Genomic DNA, 18,041 nt, shown 5'->3' with positions numbered 1-18,041 from the left:
TCCGTGACGACGTCGCGTGTGCGAGCGGTGACGCGCCGAGTCGACCGGTGCGACGGGGCGGTCGGCGTACGACTAGCCTTGCCCGGTGGTCCGTGTGCGCGGGCGGACGGATGTCGATGTGCGGGAGGTGGACGGGTGCAGACCCTGCTCTGGATCGCGCTGACGGTCGTGGGCGGTGGGTTCATCGCCGCGCAGTCGCGCGTCAACGGTGAGCTCGGGAGCCGGATCGGGGATCCGTACGCGGCCGCCCTGATCTCGTTCGGCCTCGGATTCGTGCTGCTCATGTTCGCGGCCGTCGGCTCACGATCGCGCGGCGGCGCGCTCCCGTCCGTCGTGCGTGCCGTGCGCGAGGGGCGGCTCGCCTGGTGGCAGGTGCTCGGTGGCGCGGGCGGCGCGCTGCTCGTGTTCTCCCAGTCGCTCACGACGCCGCTGCTCGGCGTCGCGCTGTTCACGATCGCGGTCGTGGCGGGACAGACCGCGGGTGGCCTGCTCGTCGACCGTGCGGGGCTCGGCCCGGCCGGTGTCCAGTCCGTCACGGCACGCCGACTCATCGGCGCCCTGCTCGTGATCGCGGCCGTCGCCGTCACCGTCGGCGGTCGTATCGAGGGTGGCTTCCCGTACGCACTGCTCCTGTTCCCGTTCTGCTCCGGGCTCGCGAACGCGTTCCAGCAGGCCGTCAACGGGCGGGTGCGCAATGCGACCGACGCGTACACGTCGACGCTCCTCAACTTCGCCGTCGGGACGGGCGTGCTCCTCGTCGCGTTCCTCATTCACGGCCTCGTCGGCGGATTCACGGCCGAACTGTCCGGCACGCCGTGGTACCTGTTCCTCGGTGGACCGTTCGGCATCGTGTTCATCGGGATCTCGGTCGTCGCGGTCGCTCCGCTCGGGGTGCTGCGGCTCGCGCTCTCGCTCGTGACGGGTCAGCTCATCGGTTCCGTCCTGCTCGATCTCCTGCTGCCCGGCGCGAACACCGTCGTGACGGTGTGGACGTTCGTCGGCCTCGGTGTCGCGCTGCTCGCGGTCGCGTTCACGTCGCTGCCGCTCCCGCGTCGGGGCGGCGACGGGACGATCGCCCGCCCCGTGCACGGCCTCGGGCCGCACAGGGACGAGTAGGCGAACCACGCGCCCGCGAGAGCTGCACGTATCAAGCCGGGTTGTTGCTACCGGGCCCCGGGCCCGGTAGCAACAACCCGGCTTTTTCCGCGGCACCGGCCGGGGCGGCTGCGCGGGGGCGGATGCGGCGGGGCGGATCGGCGGGGCGGTGCGAGTCAGGCGGGCGGTCGAGCGGTCGCATCCGACGTCGCGTCGGGGTCGAAGTCGACGTAGCGGACGACGGGGAGTTGCGGGTGCGAGGCATCCGGTGTGAACGAACGCACGACCGCCGCCGCCTCGAGCGCCGCATCGAGACGTGCGCGGGGAACGATCGCGAACTCGAAGCCGTCCGGCGTGACCGTCACGAGCAGCAACTCGAGCCCCCAGCGCGTGAGGCGGGCGGCCGCGAGCAGCAGTGCGTCGTCGTTCGTCCAACCGTCGGGCAGCCGCAGCCGCAGCCGCGCGCCCGCGTCCCGGAGCGGGCCGGCGTGCTCGAGTGCGGCGGCGACGTCGGCGGCGGCGAATCGTGCGTCCACCCCGGCGTGCAGGCCGTTCCGCTGCAGCGCATCGCAGAGGGCGAGCACGGGCGTCAGTTTCGAGACCTCGTCGATCGACCCGAACTGCCACATGAGTCCGTCCCGATGCGCATCGAAGTACGCTCCGGGCTGGTCGACGCTCGACCCGACCTCCTCGGCCACGCCGCGCGGCAGACCGAGCGCGAGCGCGAGCGCGGTCCAGGCGCCGCGGGCATCGGTCGCTCGAGGCGCGGGCGGTGGGCTCTGACGGACGGGTTCCGCCCGCGCTGTCGGCGCCGGCGTACGTTCCTCGCGTGAACGGTCGGACGGATCGACGGGCCCGCCCCGAGCCCCGTCGTCCCGCACGGCGTTGCCGGCCCGGACGTGGGTGCCTGTCGGGAGCGGACCGCTGATGTGGGTGTGCGTGCCTGTCGGGAGGGGTCCGCCGGTGTGGGGGTGCACGCCCGTCCGGAGGGAGGCGTCGGGCGGCTGCCGTGGCGGTGTCGGCTGCGGGCTCGGGCCGCGGAAGCGCGTCCATGCGCCCGAGAACCTTCCGCCCGTGCCCGGCCCGGTCGGTCCACCGTCGTGCACCCCGTCCTCCGCCGAGAAATCGAGGTACCGGACGACGGGCACGGTCGTGTCGAGCACGACGCCGGGCAGGATCGGGGCGACGAACGGGTGCGCGTCGAGCGCCGCCGACAGGACTCCCCGGAGCCGATCGGCCGGGATGACGGCGAGCTGGTACGCGCCGGAATCGAGTGTGATGGACACGAGCTCGAGTCCGGCGCGAGCGAGTTGGTCACCGGCCGCGCGCAGGGCGGCCTCGATCGAGCGCGCACCGTCGAGCCGGAGCACCGTACCCCCGCCGTAGACCGGACGGAGCGCGCCGATCGTGGCCGCGACGTGGGCGGGTGGCATCGCGGACGTGATCCCGGCGGCGAGGCCGGCGACGTGCAGGCGGTCGAAGAGCGCAAGGAGCGGCGTCACGCCCGCCGGGCTCGTGATGCGCGGGAACGCCGATGCGAGCCGGCCACGGTGGGTGTCGAGGTACACCTCCGGATCGGCGTAGGCGATCCCCACGTCGCGAGCGGCCGCGTCGTCGAGGCCGAGTTCGAGGGCGAGCGCGATCCATGCGTCGGTTCCCTCGTCGCACACGGCGAAACCCCGGCCGTCCCGCGTCCGTTCCAAGAACTCGTCGGCCATCACGGGCCGCGTCCTGCCGTGGATCACGGGATGCGCCTCACCCGTCCTCGCCGCGGTCGCGTCGATGAGGCGAGGCAGCGTCGGGACGACGCCCGGGGAGGGGCCCGCGCCCGCCGGCGGCGCGTGGGTGACGGGCGGCGGCGCGCCGAGCGCAGATCGCAGTGCGGTCGTCGCCGCGGCGATCATCGCGAGGCGTTTCCGTGGGACGACGACGAGTGCGTGGGTCTCGTCGTCGCTCTCGTCGACGAGGACGTCGAGGCCGAGGTGTGTCAGCTGACGTGCCGCGAACAGGAGGTTCTCGTCGCACCCGAGGCCATCCCGCAGCACGAGCTCGGCGCTCCACTCCCGCATCGGCGCGGTCGACTCGAACGCGCGGGCGATGTGCGACGGCTGCGCGTCGTGCGCGATCCGGACGAGGAACCCGGCCGCACCGAGCCGCTCGGTCAGGATCGCCGCGGGCGTGCGTTCGGCGCGATCGGCTGCGACCAGTCGCGGCACCTCGGGGTCGCCGTCGTCGAACGCCGACACATCGGACGGGCGCGCATCCGCGGCATTCGCGATGTCGATCGCGGCGGTTTCGTCGAGCCCGAGCACGAGTGCCAATTGGCTCCACGCGACAGCGCCATCGGTCATCATGCCGATCATCCTCTCAAGTCGGCCGCGCACACGGCTGCCCCGCATCCCCTGGGGTGCCGCCGCCGTCGCCCCCGCGCCCCTCCCGACGGGGGTGAACGTAGGCTTGCCCGGACGGCGCGTGTCGGGCGGCCGCGCGGTGCGACGTGCGGGCCGGACGGGCGCGCCGTGGCGTATCGACAGGAGGACGTGCGTGAGTGGTGGGACGGGGCCGTACCGGATGGGACACGTGCGCGTCGGCGACGACGAGCTGTACGAGGAGGTCGAGGGTGCGGGTGAGCCCGTGCTGTTGCTGCACGGCGGCTTCTGTTCGCTCGAATCGCTGCGGATCCCGGGGGAGGCGCTCGCGGTGGATCATCGCGTCCACGCCTTCGAGCGACCGGGGCACGGTCGCTCGGCCGATCACGACGAGCTGTTCACGTACGAGCGGAGCCTCGCCGAGACGGTCGGCTACCTCGATGCCGTGGGCCTCGGGTCCGTGCACGTCGTGGGGTACAGCGACGGCGGCATCATCGGTCTGCTGCTCGCGATGCGCCACCCGGAACGGGTCCGCTCGCTCGTGGCGATCAGCGCGAACCTCGACCCGAGCGCCTTCACGGACGGGGCCGAGGCGGCGGGTGAGCCCGTGCTGACCGGGGAACCGAGGGCTCGGCACATCGAATGCGGGACGGGTGCGGCGGACCGGAGTGGGGCGGACGACGAGCGCGCCCACTACGATCGGCTCTCGCCGGACGGTGCCGGGCACGCCGACGTCGTGCTCGAGAAGCTCGTGCGCATGTGGACGTCGGAGCCGCACATCGATCCGGCCGAGCTCGCGGTCATCGGCGCCCCCACGCTCGTCGTATCGGGCGACCGCGACGCGATCCGGCCGGGACACAGCCTGCGGATCGCGGCCGCGATCCCCGGCGCGCAACTGTGCATCGTGCCGGGGACGACCCATGCGCTCGTCGCGGAGCGGCCGCGGCTCGTGGGCGCACTCGTGCGCGACTTCGTCGCGGCGGTCGAGCGAGATGAGGCGACGGTCGGCGGGGCGGTGGTCGAGCGAGACGAGGCGACTCCCCACGACGCGGCGGTCGAGCGAGATGAGGCGACGGTCGGCGGGGCGGTGGTCGAGCGAGACGAGGCGACTCCCCACGAGGTGGCGGTCGAGCGCCAGCGAGCGGCCGAGCCCGACGCGGCGCGAGAAGCCGACACCCGCCCCTGAACCGAGCCACATCCAGCCGGGTTGTTGCTACCGGGCCCGCGCCCCGGTAGCAACAACCCGGCTGGATACGGCGGGCGGATACGGCGGGCGGATACGGCGGGCGGATACGGCGGGCGGATACGGCGGGCGGATACGGCGGGCGGATACGGCGGGCGGATACGGCGGGCGGATACGGCGGGCGGATACGGCGGGCGGATACGGCGGGCGGATACGGCGGGCGGGGACGCGGCGGGTGTGGGGCGGCGCGTGCGGAGTGTCCGGTGCGGAGTGTCCGGTGCGGTGTGTCTGGTGCGGTGTGTCTGGTGCGGTTTGTGTGGTGCGGAGTGTCAGGTGCGGGAGCGGCGCAGCAGCCACACGAAGTACGGCGCCCCGATGAGCGCGATCACGAGGCCGGCTGGCACCTGGGCGGGCAGCACGATCGTGCGGCCGAGCGTGTCCGCGACGCACACGAGCAGCGCGCCGAGCACCATCGAGACGGGGATGATGCGCCCGTGCCGCGCCCCCACGAGCGATCTCGCGAGGTGCGGCGCGACGAGCCCCACGAACCCGACGACGCCCACCGCGACGACGCTCACCGCGGCGAGCACCGCCGCGATCGCGAGCAGGCCGAGCCGAGCGGGCCCCGTCCGCACGCCGAGGATGCGCGGCGTGTCCTCGTCGATCGCGAGGACGTCGAGCTGCCGCCGCAGCGCGACGAGCACGGGCACCGCGACGGCCAGGCCCACGGCGACCGGGACGACGTCGGCGAACGTGCGCCCGTAGGTCGTGCCCGAGAGCCACGTGAGGATGCGCGGCGTGTTCCACGGGTCGGCGCGCAGCAGCAGGAACGTCGTGAGCGCGCCGAGCGCGTAGCCGCAGCCGATGCCGATGAGCACGAAGCGATCGGGCAGGAGCCCGCCCCGCCACGCGAGCAGCGCGATGACGGCGAACGTCCCGAGCCCGAGCGCGACGGCCATCGCGACGAGCGCCGGTCGACCACCCGGTACGCCGCCCGTGACGACGATGACGGCGCCGAGCCCCGCGCCCGTCGTGATGCCGAGCACGCCGGGCTCGGCGAGCGGATTGCGCACCGTGCCCTGCACGACGCAGCCGGCGAGCGCGAGCGCGGCGCCGGCGAGCGTCGCGGCGAGCACGCGCGGGACGCGCTCGTCGAGCGATTGGGCCACGAGCGCGGGCGCCGTGCCCTGCAACCAGAGTGCGATGTCGCCCGTCCGGAGCCACAGGCTGCCGGCCAGCACGGCGACGACGACCGCCCCGGCGAGCAGCGCGAGCGCGAGCCCGAGCGAGACGAGGAAGCGCGTCCGCGAGCGGAGCCCCACGCGCACGTTCGGGGGGAGCCGGACGCCGCCCGAGTCGCGCAACTGCATCGCGAGCACGACGACGAGCACGCCGCCGAGGAGCGCCGTCGGGACGCCCGTCGGGATCGAGGTCGCCCCCTCCGCGCCGAGCACGGCGCGCAGGGTCGCATCGGCGAGCAGGATCAGCAGGGCGCCGAGGAGGCCCGAGACGGGCACGAGGAGGACATGGCGACCGACCGCCGGGACGCGCGCGGCGAGGAGCCGCGCGAGCACGGGCGCGCCGAGGCCGACGAACCCGATGGGCCCCGCGAGCGTGACCGACAGGCTCGTGAGCAGGACGGCGCTCACGACGGCGACGACCCGGGTCGAGCCGACCGGGACGCCGAGCGAGGCGGCCGTGTCGTCGCCGAGTCGCAGCACGTCGAGGCGGCGCGAGCGGAGGAGCACGACGACGAGCACGGCCCCGATCACGGGCGCCACGCGTGCCGACGCGTCGAGGTTGAGCTGTGCGAGCGAGCCACTGCCCCACGCGAACAGGCCCGTCGTGTTCTCGCGGAACAGGACGAGCAGCATCGCGGTCGCCGCGTCGAGCGCCATCGCGGTCGCCGATCCCGCGAGGACGAGCCGCGTCGTCGCCGTCCCCGCGCCGCCACCCGTGAGCCCGAGCACGAGTGCCGCGGCGGCGAGCCCACCGAGGAACGCGACGCCGCCGGACGCCCACAGCGGTACCGCGAGGCCGAACGCCGCGACGGCCGTGAGCGCGAGATACGAGCCGGCCGTGACGGCGAGCGTGTCGGGCGCGGCGAGCGCGTTGCGCGTCACCGATTGCAGGAGCGCGCCGGCCGCACCGAGCGCGATGCCGACCGCGACGCCCGCGAGGAGCCGCGGCAGGCGCGATCCCGTGAAGACGTCGGCGACCGGCACGCCGCCGACGGTCTCGTCCCCGCCCGCGAGGGCACGAACGAGGTCCCACGCGCCGACGCCGGACGTGCCCTGCGTGAGGTGCCACGTCCCCACGACCACGACCGCGAGTGCGAGCAGCACGAGCACCGCCACCCCGCCCACGCCCTGACCGGGCGCGAGCGGGGCAGCGGTGCGGGCGAGGCCGTCCCGTGTCGCGAGCGGGCGACTCACCCCGCGGTGATCGCCGCGACGTACGCGTCGACCGCCTGCTCGCACGAGATCGGGCCACCCGCGCCCCACACACCGGGCGGGAACGCGTGCGCGCGACCCTGCTGCACGGCAGGCAGGGACGTCCAGATGGGGCTCTTCTCGAGCTCCGAGACGTAGCCGTCCGCCTCACCGTCGTTCGAGTAGAAGAGGTTCGCGTTCCCCACCGCCGTGAGCCCCTCGATGTCGGTCTGCGCGAGACCGTACGCGGGGTCGACGCCGCCGCTGCCGTACGCCGCGTCGATCTCGTCGGTCCACGCGGACGTGAGGCCGAGCTGTTCACCGAGCGCCGTGAACAGCGCACCCTTGCCGTACGGGCGGATCGTCACGTTGCCGCCCTCGATCCAGCCGTCGAAGAACAGGAAGTCGGTCGTCGGGAGCTGCACGTCGGCGACCTGCGCCTTCGCGTCCGCGAGATGCGTGTCGAAGTCGTCGAGGACCTGCTGCGCACGCTCGGTGCGCCCCGTCGCCTCGGCGATCATCGTGAACACACTCTTCATGTTGCCGATCGGGTCGGCACCGTTCGCGCCGAGCGTCGCGAGTACGGGCACGCCGCGGCTCTCGAGCTGTGCGATGAGTTCGTCGTCGGGCGTGAACGCCTCGATCACGATGAGGTCGGGGTTCGTCGCGTAGAGCGCGTCGAGGTCGGGCTCGCCGCGCGTGCCGACGTCCGTGACCCCGTCGGGGATCGTCTCGGCGCTCACGTACGTACCGTATCCCTCGGCGTCCGAGACGGCGACGGGCGTGACGCACAGCGTGAGCGCGTCCTCGATCTGCTGCCACTCGAGCACGGCGATGCGCTCGGCGGGCTCGTCGAGCTCGACCTGCCGCCCGACGCCGTCGGTGATCGACACGGGGCCGGTCGAGGTCGTCGTCGTGTCTTGCGTGCAGGCCTCCGAGGTGGGCGGCGCGACGTCGCCCCCGGCGGTGTCGACGTCCGTGGTGCCGCAGCCGGACAGGGTGAGCGCCGCGGCGACGGACATGCCGATCGCTGCGAGCCGGTGAACGCGGGTCATTGGTGATCCTCTCTCGTGGAATCGGGGGAGCGGGGTGGACCGGTGTGTCGGCCGACGGGGTCGATGCGGAGCCGTCCGGTGCGCGGGTCGACGTCGACGTCGACGCGGATGCCGTACACCTCGCTCAGGTGTTCGCTCGTGAGCACGTCGAGCGGTGCGCCCGCGGCGTGGACGGTGCCGTTCGACAGCAGCAGGAGTTCGTCGGCGACGAGCGCCGCGTGGTCGAGGTCGTGCAGCACGATGCCGACCGCGGCGCCGTGGCCGTGGGCGAGATCGCGCACCAGGTCGAGGATCTCGACCTGGTAGCGCAGGTCGAGGTGGTTCGTGGGTTCGTCGAGGAGGACGATGCCCGTGTCCTGCGCGAGGCAGGCGGCGATCCACACGCGCTGCACCTCGCCGCCCGAGAGTTCGCTCGCGGCCCGCTCGGCCGATGCGACGAGTCCCGTCACGTCGAGGGCGTGCGCGATCGCTGCGCGGTCCTCGTCGTCGAGCCCGGCGAAGCGTCGACGGTAGGGGTGACGCCCGAACGCGACGACCTCGCGCACCGTGAGGCCCTGCGGGGCGGGACGGCTCTGCGAGAACAGCGTCACCTCGCGCGCGAAGTCGCGAGCGTGGAAGGAGTCGATCGGCCGGGGCGCTGCACCGTCCGTTCCCGTGAGCGTGATCGTGCCCGAGCGGGGTCGGTGCAGGCGTGCGAGCGAGCGCAGCAGGGTCGACTTGCCGCTGCCGTTGGGCCCGATGAGTGCGGTGACGAGGTGGGGGCGGAGCGAGACCGAGATGCCGTCGACGACGACCTGGCGACCGAAGCCGAGGGTCAGCGCATCGCCGTCGAGTGCGGTGTCCGGGGTCATGCGGTCGGCACGGTTCCGGGCGCTGTCGGGCGCGGCGGGCGGACGTGCTGCGGGCCGTGTGCGGCACGACGGCCGGACGGTCGCCCGACGTGGGGGTGCGGCCGGGGCGGTCCGGGCAGGGACGGCGAGGACTGGGGCATGTGACGAACCTGGTGTGGACGGACGGCGGCGACGGCATCGGTCACGGTCCACGGTGCTGCGGGCCGGTGTCCGACGCGACAGCACGTTGGTTGGTAAGGGTTACCTTGCCTCAACAGGGTACGAAGCCGGTCGGGTGTCCGCAATCAGGAGAACGGGACAGGGCATACGGCGATCCGGACACCCCCGTCGTGTCCCGCCCCGGCGGACGCGCGTCGAACGGGGCGCCGCGCCGCTCGCGTCGCGTGCGTCGGTCCGCCTGCTCCGGCGCGTCGGCCGTTCAGGACGGCCGAGTCCGCTCGCCCGGAGCACGCCCGTCGACGGGTTCGCGCCCGGTGTCGCCCGACCGGGCCCGGGACGGTCGAACGGCGCGCGCCACGTCGTCGCCGTGCGCCGTCGCGCCCGGCGCCGCCGCGTGGAAGAGTCCGGGCGTCGTGCCGAGCACGCGACGGAACGCGGCGATGAACGTGGACGGTTGGGCGTAGCCGAGCAGACGCGACGTCTCGTGGACGCCGTGACCGTCCGCGAGCAGCCGGAGCGCCTCGTGCACGCGAAGCACCTGACGCCAGCGCGTGAACGAGAGCCCCGTGGAACGCCGGAACGCGCGCGCCAGGGTGCGTTCGCTCACGTCGAGCGCGGCGGCCCACTCCTCGAGACTCCGCTGGTCCGCCGGATCGGCGAGCAGCGCCTGCGCGACGGGATCGATCCGCGCGTCGCCGGGCACACGGAGCACGAGCTCGTGCTCCGCCGGAGCGATGACGTCGAACACGACGCGTTCCGCACGCGCCCTCGCCGCCCCGTCGAGATCGTCCCGCGCGAGGTGGTCGAGCAGCGCCTCGAGGAGCGGGGTCATCACGATCGTGGTCGGCTCCGCGAACACGTGGGGTGTCCGGCTCGGTTCGAAGCGCGCGTCGGAGAACTCGACGCCGATGGTGAGCCTGCCGGAGTGGACCGTGCCGGCGGGCAGCCAGAGGCCGTAGCCCGTCGACACCGTGAACACGCGCCCGCCCGCCCTCGTCGTGAGCGTGCCACCGCGCACCCACACGAGCTCGTGGTGGTCGTGCGCGTGGGGCTCCCACTCGAGCGGCGTGGTGGTGATCTCCGATGCGGCGACGATGGCGGACGATCCGGCCGGCGGCACGGAGCTCGCCCGGCGGATCACCGTGTGGGGCTCGCGGGACCAGGAGCCGACGCCGGTCCCGTCCGGCCGCTCCCGGCGGGGACGATCGGACGGCGGACCCTCCGCGCTGCTCAAGCGCACGAGTGTAGGTCGCGCACGAGTGGACGGCGGACGCCGGAGGGGACGTCTTGGTCCCGCTCCACGTCGCGCGACGGTGGCGGGCGGTGGTCGGCGAGGTTGTCCACAGGTGCCTCCCGCGCTCGGACGGCGACGTGGCAGAATCCGAGTCCCGCGGCGGGAGGGGCTGCCCGGGCGCCGGGGGTGCACGCCGTGCGGGGGCCGAGCGTTCGCGTCGCTGCCCGTCACGTGGGACGGGTAGCGGGGCCGGTGCGGGTGGGGACGAGCACGACGCCGCGGGCCGTCCGTGGCGCGGGCATGCGGCGACGGCGGGCATGCGGGCGATGTCGCGTATGCGGGCGATGTCGCGCATGCGGACGAGGACGGAAGAACCGAGGAAGAACCGTGGAGGGAATCGTGGGCGCTATGCAGCGGGAACGGGTGGACGGCAGTGACGGTTGGCGCGACGGGGTGGGGTGGCCGGGGCCGATCCGAGTCGTGCCGCTCGGGACGCGCGTCGACGACGGTGTGATCATCGGGAGCTACGTGCTCCCCGACGGCACCGCGGGGCGACCGCGGCACTGGATCCTCGACGATGCGAGGTGCCGCGAGCTGTGGGACGACGCCCGCCCCACCGAGGAGCTGCGGGCGCTCCCCGAGGCGTCGCGCGCCGGGCTGCGGTGGATGGACGAGCGCGGCCTCGTCTCGGTCGTCGGGCCCGGTGCGGGCCCGAGCGCGCTCGATTTCGGCATGGTGTTCGACAGGCCCGTGAAGCCGATCGAACACCTCGACGACGGGCTCCGGTTCTCGACAGCGGACGACTCGACGTTCGTCCTGTCCGAGCCCGGCGTTCGCCTCCTGCAGGAACTCGCGGAGCGGATCACCGTCGCGGACGCGATCCGCGCGGTCGTGCGGCGGACGCTCGCCGATCCGCACGATGCCGCAGCCGTGGACGACTGGACCGCGGCGACGGGCACGACGTTCGAGGCGCTCATGGTCGACGAGATGCTGCAGTTCGCCGAAACGCTGCTCGCGGTCAGTGCGGCTCACTTCGAGCGGGTGCCGTGATGGCGTCCGCACGGGGACGCCTCGCCCACACGGCCCTGACCCTCGGGGTCGTCGTGACCTCGGCCCTCGGCGGGGGTACCCACATGCCGACCGTCCACCAGGTCTCGGAGCACGCGCAGAAGGTGATGGCACAGGGGATCCGGCCGCGACGTCGCCGCGAGGAGGACGAGGAGAAGCGCGACGAGTCCCAGGACGCCACGCGCGGTTCGAGGGATCGCGGCTCCGACGCCGAGCCGGAGCGGCCGGGGACGGACACCCACCTCGTGAGCGATGCACCCCGCGGCTGGGGTGCGGAGGACGTGCCGCCGCTCCGCGAACCCCCGGCACGTGAATCGCCCGGCCGCGAGTCGCCCCCGTCCACCGGGACGTCGCCGGGCACGCGGGGACGGACGTCCCCCGAGCGCGGGCGGTCGACGCGATCGGGCCGACCGAACGGGCGGACGGGCAGGAGCGATCCGTCCGATCCGACGCGACGGGGTGCACGGCCCGATCGTCCCGGGCGACGGCCACCTCGTCGCGGTGACCGCGGTGTCGACGGTCGCGGTTGACGTCGCTCGGTCGCCGCCGGGCAGGTGCCTCGGGACGCCGGGGCGAACGGACGCCGGCTAGGAGTCCAACAGCTCGAGCAGCGCGTGGGCGGCGTCCTCGATGTCCTGGTGGTGCCACTCGCCCGCGCGCTGCGCGATCGCGACGAGGGCCTCGCGGCTCACGACCGCGAAATCGCCGTACACGAACCCGTACCGTTCCTTCGTCTCGGCCGATGCCCCCTCGCGGAGCGCGAGGTGCCACGCACCGTAGGCGTCCCAGCCGTTCGCGTCGAGGAACGCGTTCTCGTCGGACGTACTCGGTTCGAGCTCGTGCCAGGGACGCTCCCGATCGACACGGCCCGCCGCGACGAGTCGACGCGCCTGATCGACGCCTGCCTGATTCACGACGTAGGAGACCATGTGTCGAGCATGCGCCTCGAAGCTGCGTAGCAGGTGCGGGACGCGGTGGGACGGGGCCCGGCCGGCGGGTTCGGCGGCGACGGCGGGCGCTGGTGCGCGCCGACGGCACCCGGGATCGGTGCGCTCAGGCGGCGCCGGGCGCCCCGAGGTCGCTGTCGCCGAGCACCCACGGGTCCTCGGGCTCGCGCTCCGGCTCGCCCTCGTAGAACCCCGCCCGGTAGAGGGCGTAGCGGACGCGCGCGTCCCGGCGTCGGCGTTCGACGACGAACGAACCGTCCTCGTTGCGCCGATGCGAGAGGCGGAGCGTGACCCAGCCGGTCGGGAGTCCGTCGAGCGCGGGATCGATCGAGGCGGCGAGACCGAAGTCGCTCAGGACCGTGATCGCCCGCAGCACGCCGGACTCGTGCAGGGTCAGGAACCCGTCGTCGGTCTCGGAGTAGTTGAAGCGGATCCAGTTGACGGAGGTCGGATCGGGCACCTCGGTCGAGAACGCGGCCCGGCGACCGCGACGCGGCGATGCGTAGGCGCGCGAGAACGTCGCGCCGAGCAGCCGAGCGAAGTGTCGGTAGAGGATCTCGGCATCGACCTCGGGGAAGAGGTCGTAGAGCGTGAACGTCTTGACGACCGAACGTCGCGCGTACCAGTTGTCGTCGAGCACGATCTCGTCGTCGCTGCGGGCGAGGCGCACTTCGTCCGAGGTGACGGCCGATGCACGGCCGACCTTCACGTCGAAGACGAGTTCGCGCTCACCGAACGCCAGCACAACGAAGTCGTCGTCGCGGACATCCACCGGCATCACGGATCGTGCTCCCATCCCTCGAGGATCGCATGCGTGGGCGAGCGTCTCATGAGTACGCATCTGCACCATCGCGGCGTCCCGTTCAACTCTGGCCGTTCCGCTCCCGTTCGACAAGTCCGGCGCGCCGAACCGTTGCTGTGACGAGACCGGGCACGGCGCGGCCGGCGGCCGCCGGAGCCGGGCACCGGGTGCGTCGAGCACGACGGCGCGCGGCGTGGCGCGGATCGGCGTGTCCCGTGCGTTCAGGCGACGAGTCCCGCCGTGTGCCCGAGCCACGCGACGGCGGCTCCCGCGATGAGGTACGGGCCGAACGGGAGGTGCTCCGCCGCGCGGGCGCCGCGCCGTCGACGGACCGACGAGACGACGGCGTGGGGCAGCGCGAGCAGATAGGCGGCGACGACCGCGGTCGCGAGCGAGCCCCAGCCGGTCGCAGGAACGAGCGCGACGCCGACGAGGGCCGCGAGCTTCACGTCGCCGCCACCCATCGTGCCGAGGACCGCGAGGACGAAGAAGCCCCCGCCGGCCGCCGCCGCGGCGGCGCAGCCCAACAGCAACGCCGATCCGGCTGCCGAGGTGGGTGTCGCCGAGCCGCCGTCGGGCGCGGCGATCCAGGCGCTCGCGGTGTCGAGCGCGAGGAGGGCCGCGATGGTGGGGAGCGTGCACAGATCAGGCAAGCGCCTCGTGCGGGCGTCGACGAGCGCGAGGCCGGCACCGACCACCGCGAGTGCCGTGACACGCACGATCGCGATGCCCTCGGGCCCGATCGCCGCCGTGCCGACCGTGCCCACGAGGAGCGCGAGCACCGTCGCGGCGGCGACGGCGGGCGCGAGTCGTTTCGGCCGCACCGCCCGCCCGGCGTCCGTTCGGTCGTCGGCGTGCCCCTCAGACATGTTGGGCGGTTCGCGCCCGGTCGATGATGACCTGCGTCTCGTCCTCCGGTTCGTAGCCGTCCTCGAACTCGTCGAGGCGGCGTGTAAGCTGCGCGACGATGCGTTCGAATCCGTCGCGGTCGCCCGCGCCGAGCTCGGCGAGGAGCGCGTCGCGCCAGCAGGTCTCGTTCACGGGGTCGACCTCGCGCCCGAGCGCGGCGGGGACGCGCGCGGCATGCGGATCGCCGCGTTCGAGGAGACGCTCGGACAGTTCGTGGCACGCGTCGCCGATCGCGGCGAGCATCTCGCTCCTCGTCACCTCGGCCCAGCCGTAGTAACGGTCCTTCACACCGCCGATGGGCTGGCCATCCACGAGTTCGAGGGCGGCCCGGAGCCGGCTCGTCGACGCGTTCCGGACGTCCTCGCCGACGAGTGCCCGGAACACGTGCCAATCCGTCGTGACGTCGGGGTGCAGGCGATAGCCACCCGATCCGACGTGGGGGAAGTACGGGCTGCCGTCCGGGTCGTTGCCGAGCCAGCGACGCGTCCGGGTGGCGAGCCCGTTGCGGTTCGAGGCCGCGGTCTTGCCCTGCGGGTCGCGGCCCGGCCAGAACGCGGCATGCACCTGGACCGCGCTCGCTCCCGGGTTGACCGTCATGAAGGCGATGAGTTCGGTCGCCCGATTGACGCTGCTGTTGTTGACCGTGCTCGTCTTCGGCGTGCGCGGCGGTTCGCCCGCGGCGCCGTGGAGGGCGACGGGACCGAGCAGCCGCACCCAGGGCACGCGCGCGAGACCCGCGAGCAGCGCGCCGGCCTCCGCGTCGAGCGGCTCGTCGACGGGTACGTCGTCGGCGTGTTCCCGGGACGCGGCCGCCCGGGCGGCGCGGCGTTCCGAGTGCACGGCCGGGCGGGCCGAGCCGGGGACCGGTGCGCCGTGCGCGTCCTCGCCCGTCGCGTCGTCGCCGCGGGCCGGGCGGCGCGCATCCCGGTCCGCGTCCGTCCCCACGCCGTGGACGCCGGGTCGGTCGTCTCGCTCGGTTGCGGCGGTACCGGCGGTGTCGAGTGGCCGGTCGGCGGCATCCGCGGGGCCGAACGCGCCAGGCTCGTCGAGGTCGAACGCGGCAGGCTCGTCGGACGCACCGGCGACCGCCGGCACGGTGTCGAAGCCGAAGGGATCGTCCGGCCATCCGGGGAGTGCGTCGGGCATCGGCGCATCCCGCGTGTCGGATGCGTCGACCACTCGCACCGGTGCGTCCGAGGCGGTGGGCACGGGGGCCGATGTGACCGGTTCCGTGCTCGTTCCGAGCGATTCCAGGCCGTCGATGGGTGCCGAGTAGGGCGGTGCGGGCAGGGGATCGAGGGTCGTACTCGCCGCGAGTCGGGCGAGGCGGTCGCGGTCGCGTGTGCTCACGAGTTGCGGATCGAGTGGGATGCGTCCCGCACCGCCGGGCAGCACGAGCGCGGCGTCGGCTCGTCGCGCCAGGTCGAGCACCCACGTGTCGGCGAGCCGGCCGCGCGCGACGGCCGCGATGCCGAGCCTCGGCATGGCCGTCGCGAGTTCGGCGAGCTCGGCGCGGGACGGTTCGTCGAGGTCCGTGCCGATGAGCACGATCTCCGGCATCCACGGCTGCGCGTCGGGGCCGGCGCCCCGGGCCGCGCCGAGGCGCTCGGCGCCGATCTCGTCCAGTGCCGCGCTCGTGTCCGCGGCCTGCCCGCGCAGATTGCGCAGGAGCGCGCCGACGTCGTCCACGTGTCGGAGGCGGCCCGTGTCGAGCGCCCGCGGCAGGCCCGGGTCGATGCCGACGAGGGTGACCTGCAGGTCCTCACACCATGCGGATGTGACGAGCTCGATCGCGATCGCGGCGAGCGCGCCGTCGACGAGCGCGGGCGAACCGTGGACGTCCAGTGCTCCGAGCTGTTCGAGGTCGACGAGCAGGTGCGCGCCGCCGGCGTCCTGTCCGAGCGTCACGAGGGCGGGATACGGCGCCGAGGGGATGCGTTCGAGGGGGACGAGCGCCCGCGGGTCGACGGCCCAGGCCGCACCGTCCTCGGCGACCGGGACGAACGGCGCGGGCAATCGCGCGGGCAGCTCCAGGTAGACGGAGAGCTCGTCGGGCGCGAGCCGGACGGCGTAGATCGCGGGCAGGTCGGCGCCCGTGTCCTGTGCCCACACCGCGATCGTCCGCGTCGCGAGGTCGACGACCTCCATGCCGACGCCGTCGTCGACCGCGTGCAGCTCCTGTTCGACCGCGAGCGCCTCGGCGTCGGGCGAGGGAATGCGTTCGCCGGGGCGACGGCGTCGGCGCTGCAACTGCCGACGGACGGCGAGCCAACCGAGGATACCCGCCGCGAGGACGCCACCGATGCCGCCCGCCGTCCGCACGTCGAGGAGCTGGGGCTCCTCGTCGTCCGCGGGTGCCTCGGGGGCCGAGGCGGATGTGCTCGCATCGGCAGCGTCGTTTCCGGCGCTCGCGGCGGGGGCGGTCGTCGTCGGCTCCGCGTCGGCGTCCTGCGTCCCGTCCGCGGCGTCGTCCTCCGTCGGGGCGTCCTCGGTCGGGGCGGCGGGTGACGTGGCGGAAGGATTCGCCGGTGGTGGGCTCGCGGCGTCGTCCGCGTCGGCGTCCTCCGTCCCGTCCGCTACCTCGTCATCGTCGTCCTCGTCGTCCTCGGTGTCCTCGTCGTCCGTGGGTGTCGTGTCCGGCGTCCCGTCGTCGGCGGGCGGTCCGGTCTCGGACGGCGCGAGGCCGGGGACGACGAGCCGCGTCCCGGCCTCGATGCGATCGGGATCGGGGATGTCGTTGGCGGCGGCGATCTCGGGGTACCGGGTGCCGTCGGCATAGTGCTCCTCGGCGAGATCCCACAGCGTGTCGCCCTCGTCCACCGTGATGGTGCGTTGCGGCGCCCCGGTCGATGCCGCGACGCGGCGGTCGTCCGCACCACCGGGAACGTCTCGCGCATCCGCCTCGGCGCCCCGCGGCCCGGATTCGTCCGGCCCGGCGAGGTCGGCTCCGGCCCCCTGCGTTCCCTCGCCGTCCGCACCCATGACGGCGTCGTCGGGGAGCAGTAACACCCACCCCGCCTCGAGCCACAGATCGGAGCCGAGTCGTCCGCTGTCGGCCTGTGGGACCCCCTCGTTCAGTTCGAGGAGCTCCACGTAGCGCTCGCCCGCACCGAGGTGTCGGGCGGCGAGATTCCAGAGGGAGTCACCCGCGGCGACGGTGATGCGCGCCGAGGTGGCGCGCGTCGGCGTGCCGTCGGACGCGTCGCCGCCGTCGGACGGGACGTCACGCCTCTCGGACGCACCGGTCCGTTCGGCGCGGTGGGGCGATGCGTCGCCTGACGGCGGCGGCGCAACGGATTCGGGCGACGACAGCGTCGTGCCCGCGCGGGCGGCCGTCGCCACGTGGAGCTCTGCACCCGCCCCCACCGGCGCGGTGCCGAGCAGGACGATCGCACCCAGGAGCAGTGCCGCGAGCGCCGGGCCGGGGCCCCGTCGATGCGCGGGCGAACGCCGCGGCGTCCGCAGCCGCACCCCTTCGACGACGACGGACACGGTGAAGTAGGCCCAGGCGAGCCAGCCGAGCGAGGGCAGCACGGTGCCCATGAGGAACGAGCCGTCGAGATCGGGGCGGACGAACCCTCCGAGGAGTCCGCCGGGCCCGATCGCCAGTGGGTTCCCGGCGAGCAGGGTGAGCGCGACGGGGACGCCGACGAGGAGCCCCGCCAGGACGACGATCGCTGCGACGCCGCGCAGCGTGCGGCTCAGCACGATGCTCCCGCGACCGGGCGGCGCCCGCCGGCCGCGACGTGAGCCGCCGTCCGATCGGTGGGGGAGCGGCCGTGTCGCCCGGCACGTTCGACCGCAGCGGAGTGGCATGCCGGGACGCTTCGACGGTGAAGGGGCGCGTGCATTCGGACTCCTCGGAACGTGGTCTCGTGGAACTACGGTCGGCGTGGAGCGTCGGATCGGACGGGATCGGGCGGATTCGGTGGCCGCG

12 protein-coding genes are annotated in these 18,041 nt (G+C 74.0%); 3 read left to right on the top strand and 9 right to left on the bottom strand.

Translation table 11 applies throughout. The features are described 5' to 3' along the window. Positions 1-135: 135 nt before the first annotated feature. Complete coding sequence (locus HNR16_RS13840) at positions 136-1,116, top strand: DMT family transporter (protein ID WP_225737981.1); 981 nt, start codon at positions 136-138, stop codon at positions 1,114-1,116. A gap of 155 nt (positions 1,117-1,271) precedes the next feature. Here the strand turns inward: HNR16_RS13840 and HNR16_RS13835 are convergent, their stop codons facing one another. Continuing rightward, positions 1,272-3,446 carry a DUF6630 family protein gene (locus HNR16_RS13835; RefSeq protein WP_158041951.1) on the bottom strand — a complete coding sequence of 725 codons (2,175 nt, stop codon included), beginning with the start codon at positions 3,444-3,446 and terminating at the stop codon, positions 1,272-1,274. A gap of 193 nt (positions 3,447-3,639) precedes the next feature. Here HNR16_RS13835 and HNR16_RS13830 point away from each other — a divergent pair, with 193 nt between their 5' ends. Continuing rightward, positions 3,640-4,650: an alpha/beta fold hydrolase gene (locus HNR16_RS13830; protein WP_338109171.1), complete on the top strand. Its 1,011-nt coding sequence runs from the start codon at positions 3,640-3,642 to the stop codon at positions 4,648-4,650. 326 nt (positions 4,651-4,976) lie between these two features. On the opposite strand, the gene HNR16_RS13825 is transcribed toward HNR16_RS13830, so the two are convergent. From HNR16_RS13825 to HNR16_RS13810, 4 genes are all read right to left on the bottom strand, one after another. After that, on the bottom strand, positions 4,977-7,082 hold the full coding sequence (locus HNR16_RS13825; RefSeq protein ID WP_179558262.1) for an iron ABC transporter permease: 2,106 nt from the start codon (positions 7,080-7,082) through the stop codon (positions 4,977-4,979). Next, on the bottom strand, positions 7,079-8,134 hold the full coding sequence (locus HNR16_RS13820) for an iron-siderophore ABC transporter substrate-binding protein (protein ID WP_158040996.1): 1,056 nt from the start codon (positions 8,132-8,134) through the stop codon (positions 7,079-7,081). Before HNR16_RS13820 ends, HNR16_RS13825 begins: the two co-directional genes overlap by 4 nt. Then, positions 8,131-8,985, bottom strand: a complete 855-nt coding sequence (locus tag HNR16_RS13815) for an ABC transporter ATP-binding protein (RefSeq protein ID WP_158040997.1) — start codon at positions 8,983-8,985, stop codon at positions 8,131-8,133. Before HNR16_RS13815 ends, HNR16_RS13820 begins: the two co-directional genes overlap by 4 nt. A gap of 418 nt (positions 8,986-9,403) precedes the next feature. Beyond that, positions 9,404-10,378 carry a helix-turn-helix domain-containing protein gene (locus HNR16_RS13810; RefSeq protein ID WP_218868451.1) on the bottom strand — a complete coding sequence of 325 codons (975 nt, stop codon included), beginning with the start codon at positions 10,376-10,378 and terminating at the stop codon, positions 9,404-9,406. Positions 10,379-10,765: 387 nt separating this feature from the next. Between HNR16_RS13810 and HNR16_RS13805 the strand changes: the two genes are divergently transcribed. Continuing rightward, a complete protein-coding gene (locus tag HNR16_RS13805; RefSeq protein ID WP_158040998.1) occupies positions 10,766-11,428 on the top strand; it encodes a hypothetical protein in 663 nt (220 codons plus the stop codon). A gap of 605 nt (positions 11,429-12,033) precedes the next feature. On the opposite strand, the gene HNR16_RS13800 is transcribed toward HNR16_RS13805, so the two are convergent. The 4 genes from HNR16_RS13800 to HNR16_RS13785 form a co-directional block, all read right to left on the bottom strand. Continuing rightward, on the bottom strand, positions 12,034-12,375 hold the full coding sequence (locus tag HNR16_RS13800) for a hypothetical protein (protein ID WP_158040999.1): 342 nt from the start codon (positions 12,373-12,375) through the stop codon (positions 12,034-12,036). 124 nt (positions 12,376-12,499) lie between these two features. Next, positions 12,500-13,189 (bottom strand): hypothetical protein, encoded by a 690-nt coding sequence (locus HNR16_RS13795; RefSeq protein ID WP_158041000.1) that lies wholly within the window; start codon positions 13,187-13,189, stop codon positions 12,500-12,502. 227 nt (positions 13,190-13,416) lie between these two features. After that, positions 13,417-14,064 carry a prepilin peptidase gene (locus HNR16_RS13790; RefSeq protein ID WP_158041001.1) on the bottom strand — a complete coding sequence of 216 codons (648 nt, stop codon included), beginning with the start codon at positions 14,062-14,064 and terminating at the stop codon, positions 13,417-13,419. Continuing rightward, positions 14,057-17,812 carry a LysM peptidoglycan-binding domain-containing protein gene (locus HNR16_RS13785; protein ID WP_158041002.1) on the bottom strand — a complete coding sequence of 1,252 codons (3,756 nt, stop codon included), beginning with the start codon at positions 17,810-17,812 and terminating at the stop codon, positions 14,057-14,059. Before HNR16_RS13785 ends, HNR16_RS13790 begins: the two co-directional genes overlap by 8 nt. Positions 17,813-18,041: the final 229 nt, after the last annotated feature.

Origin of the sequence: Pseudoclavibacter chungangensis (assembly GCF_013410545.1) — a bacterium.
Taxonomy (GTDB): domain Bacteria; phylum Actinomycetota; class Actinomycetes; order Actinomycetales; family Microbacteriaceae; genus Pseudoclavibacter; species Pseudoclavibacter chungangensis.
Note: the sequence above shows the minus strand (reverse complement) of the source record. Positions and strands in the feature narration are given on the sequence as shown.

Bases quoted from the DNA above. Each gene is read 5' to 3' on its own strand.
- HNR16_RS13790 (WP_158041001.1), bottom strand. From the start codon at position 14,064: ATGTCTGAGGGGCACGCCGACGACCGAACGGACGCCGGGCGGGCGGTG.
- HNR16_RS13815 (WP_158040997.1), bottom strand. From the start codon at position 8,985: ATGACCCCGGACACCGCACTCGACGGCGATGCGCTGACCCTCGGCTTC.
- HNR16_RS13820 (WP_158040996.1), bottom strand. From the start codon at position 8,134: ATGACCCGCGTTCACCGGCTCGCAGCGATCGGCATGTCCGTCGCCGCG.
- HNR16_RS13835 (WP_158041951.1), bottom strand. From the start codon at position 3,446: ATGACCGATGGCGCTGTCGCGTGGAGCCAATTGGCACTCGTGCTCGGG.
- HNR16_RS13795 (WP_158041000.1), bottom strand. From the start codon at position 13,189: ATGGGAGCACGATCCGTGATGCCGGTGGATGTCCGCGACGACGACTTC.
- HNR16_RS13800 (WP_158040999.1), bottom strand. From the start codon at position 12,375: ATGGTCTCCTACGTCGTGAATCAGGCAGGCGTCGATCAGGCGCGTCGA.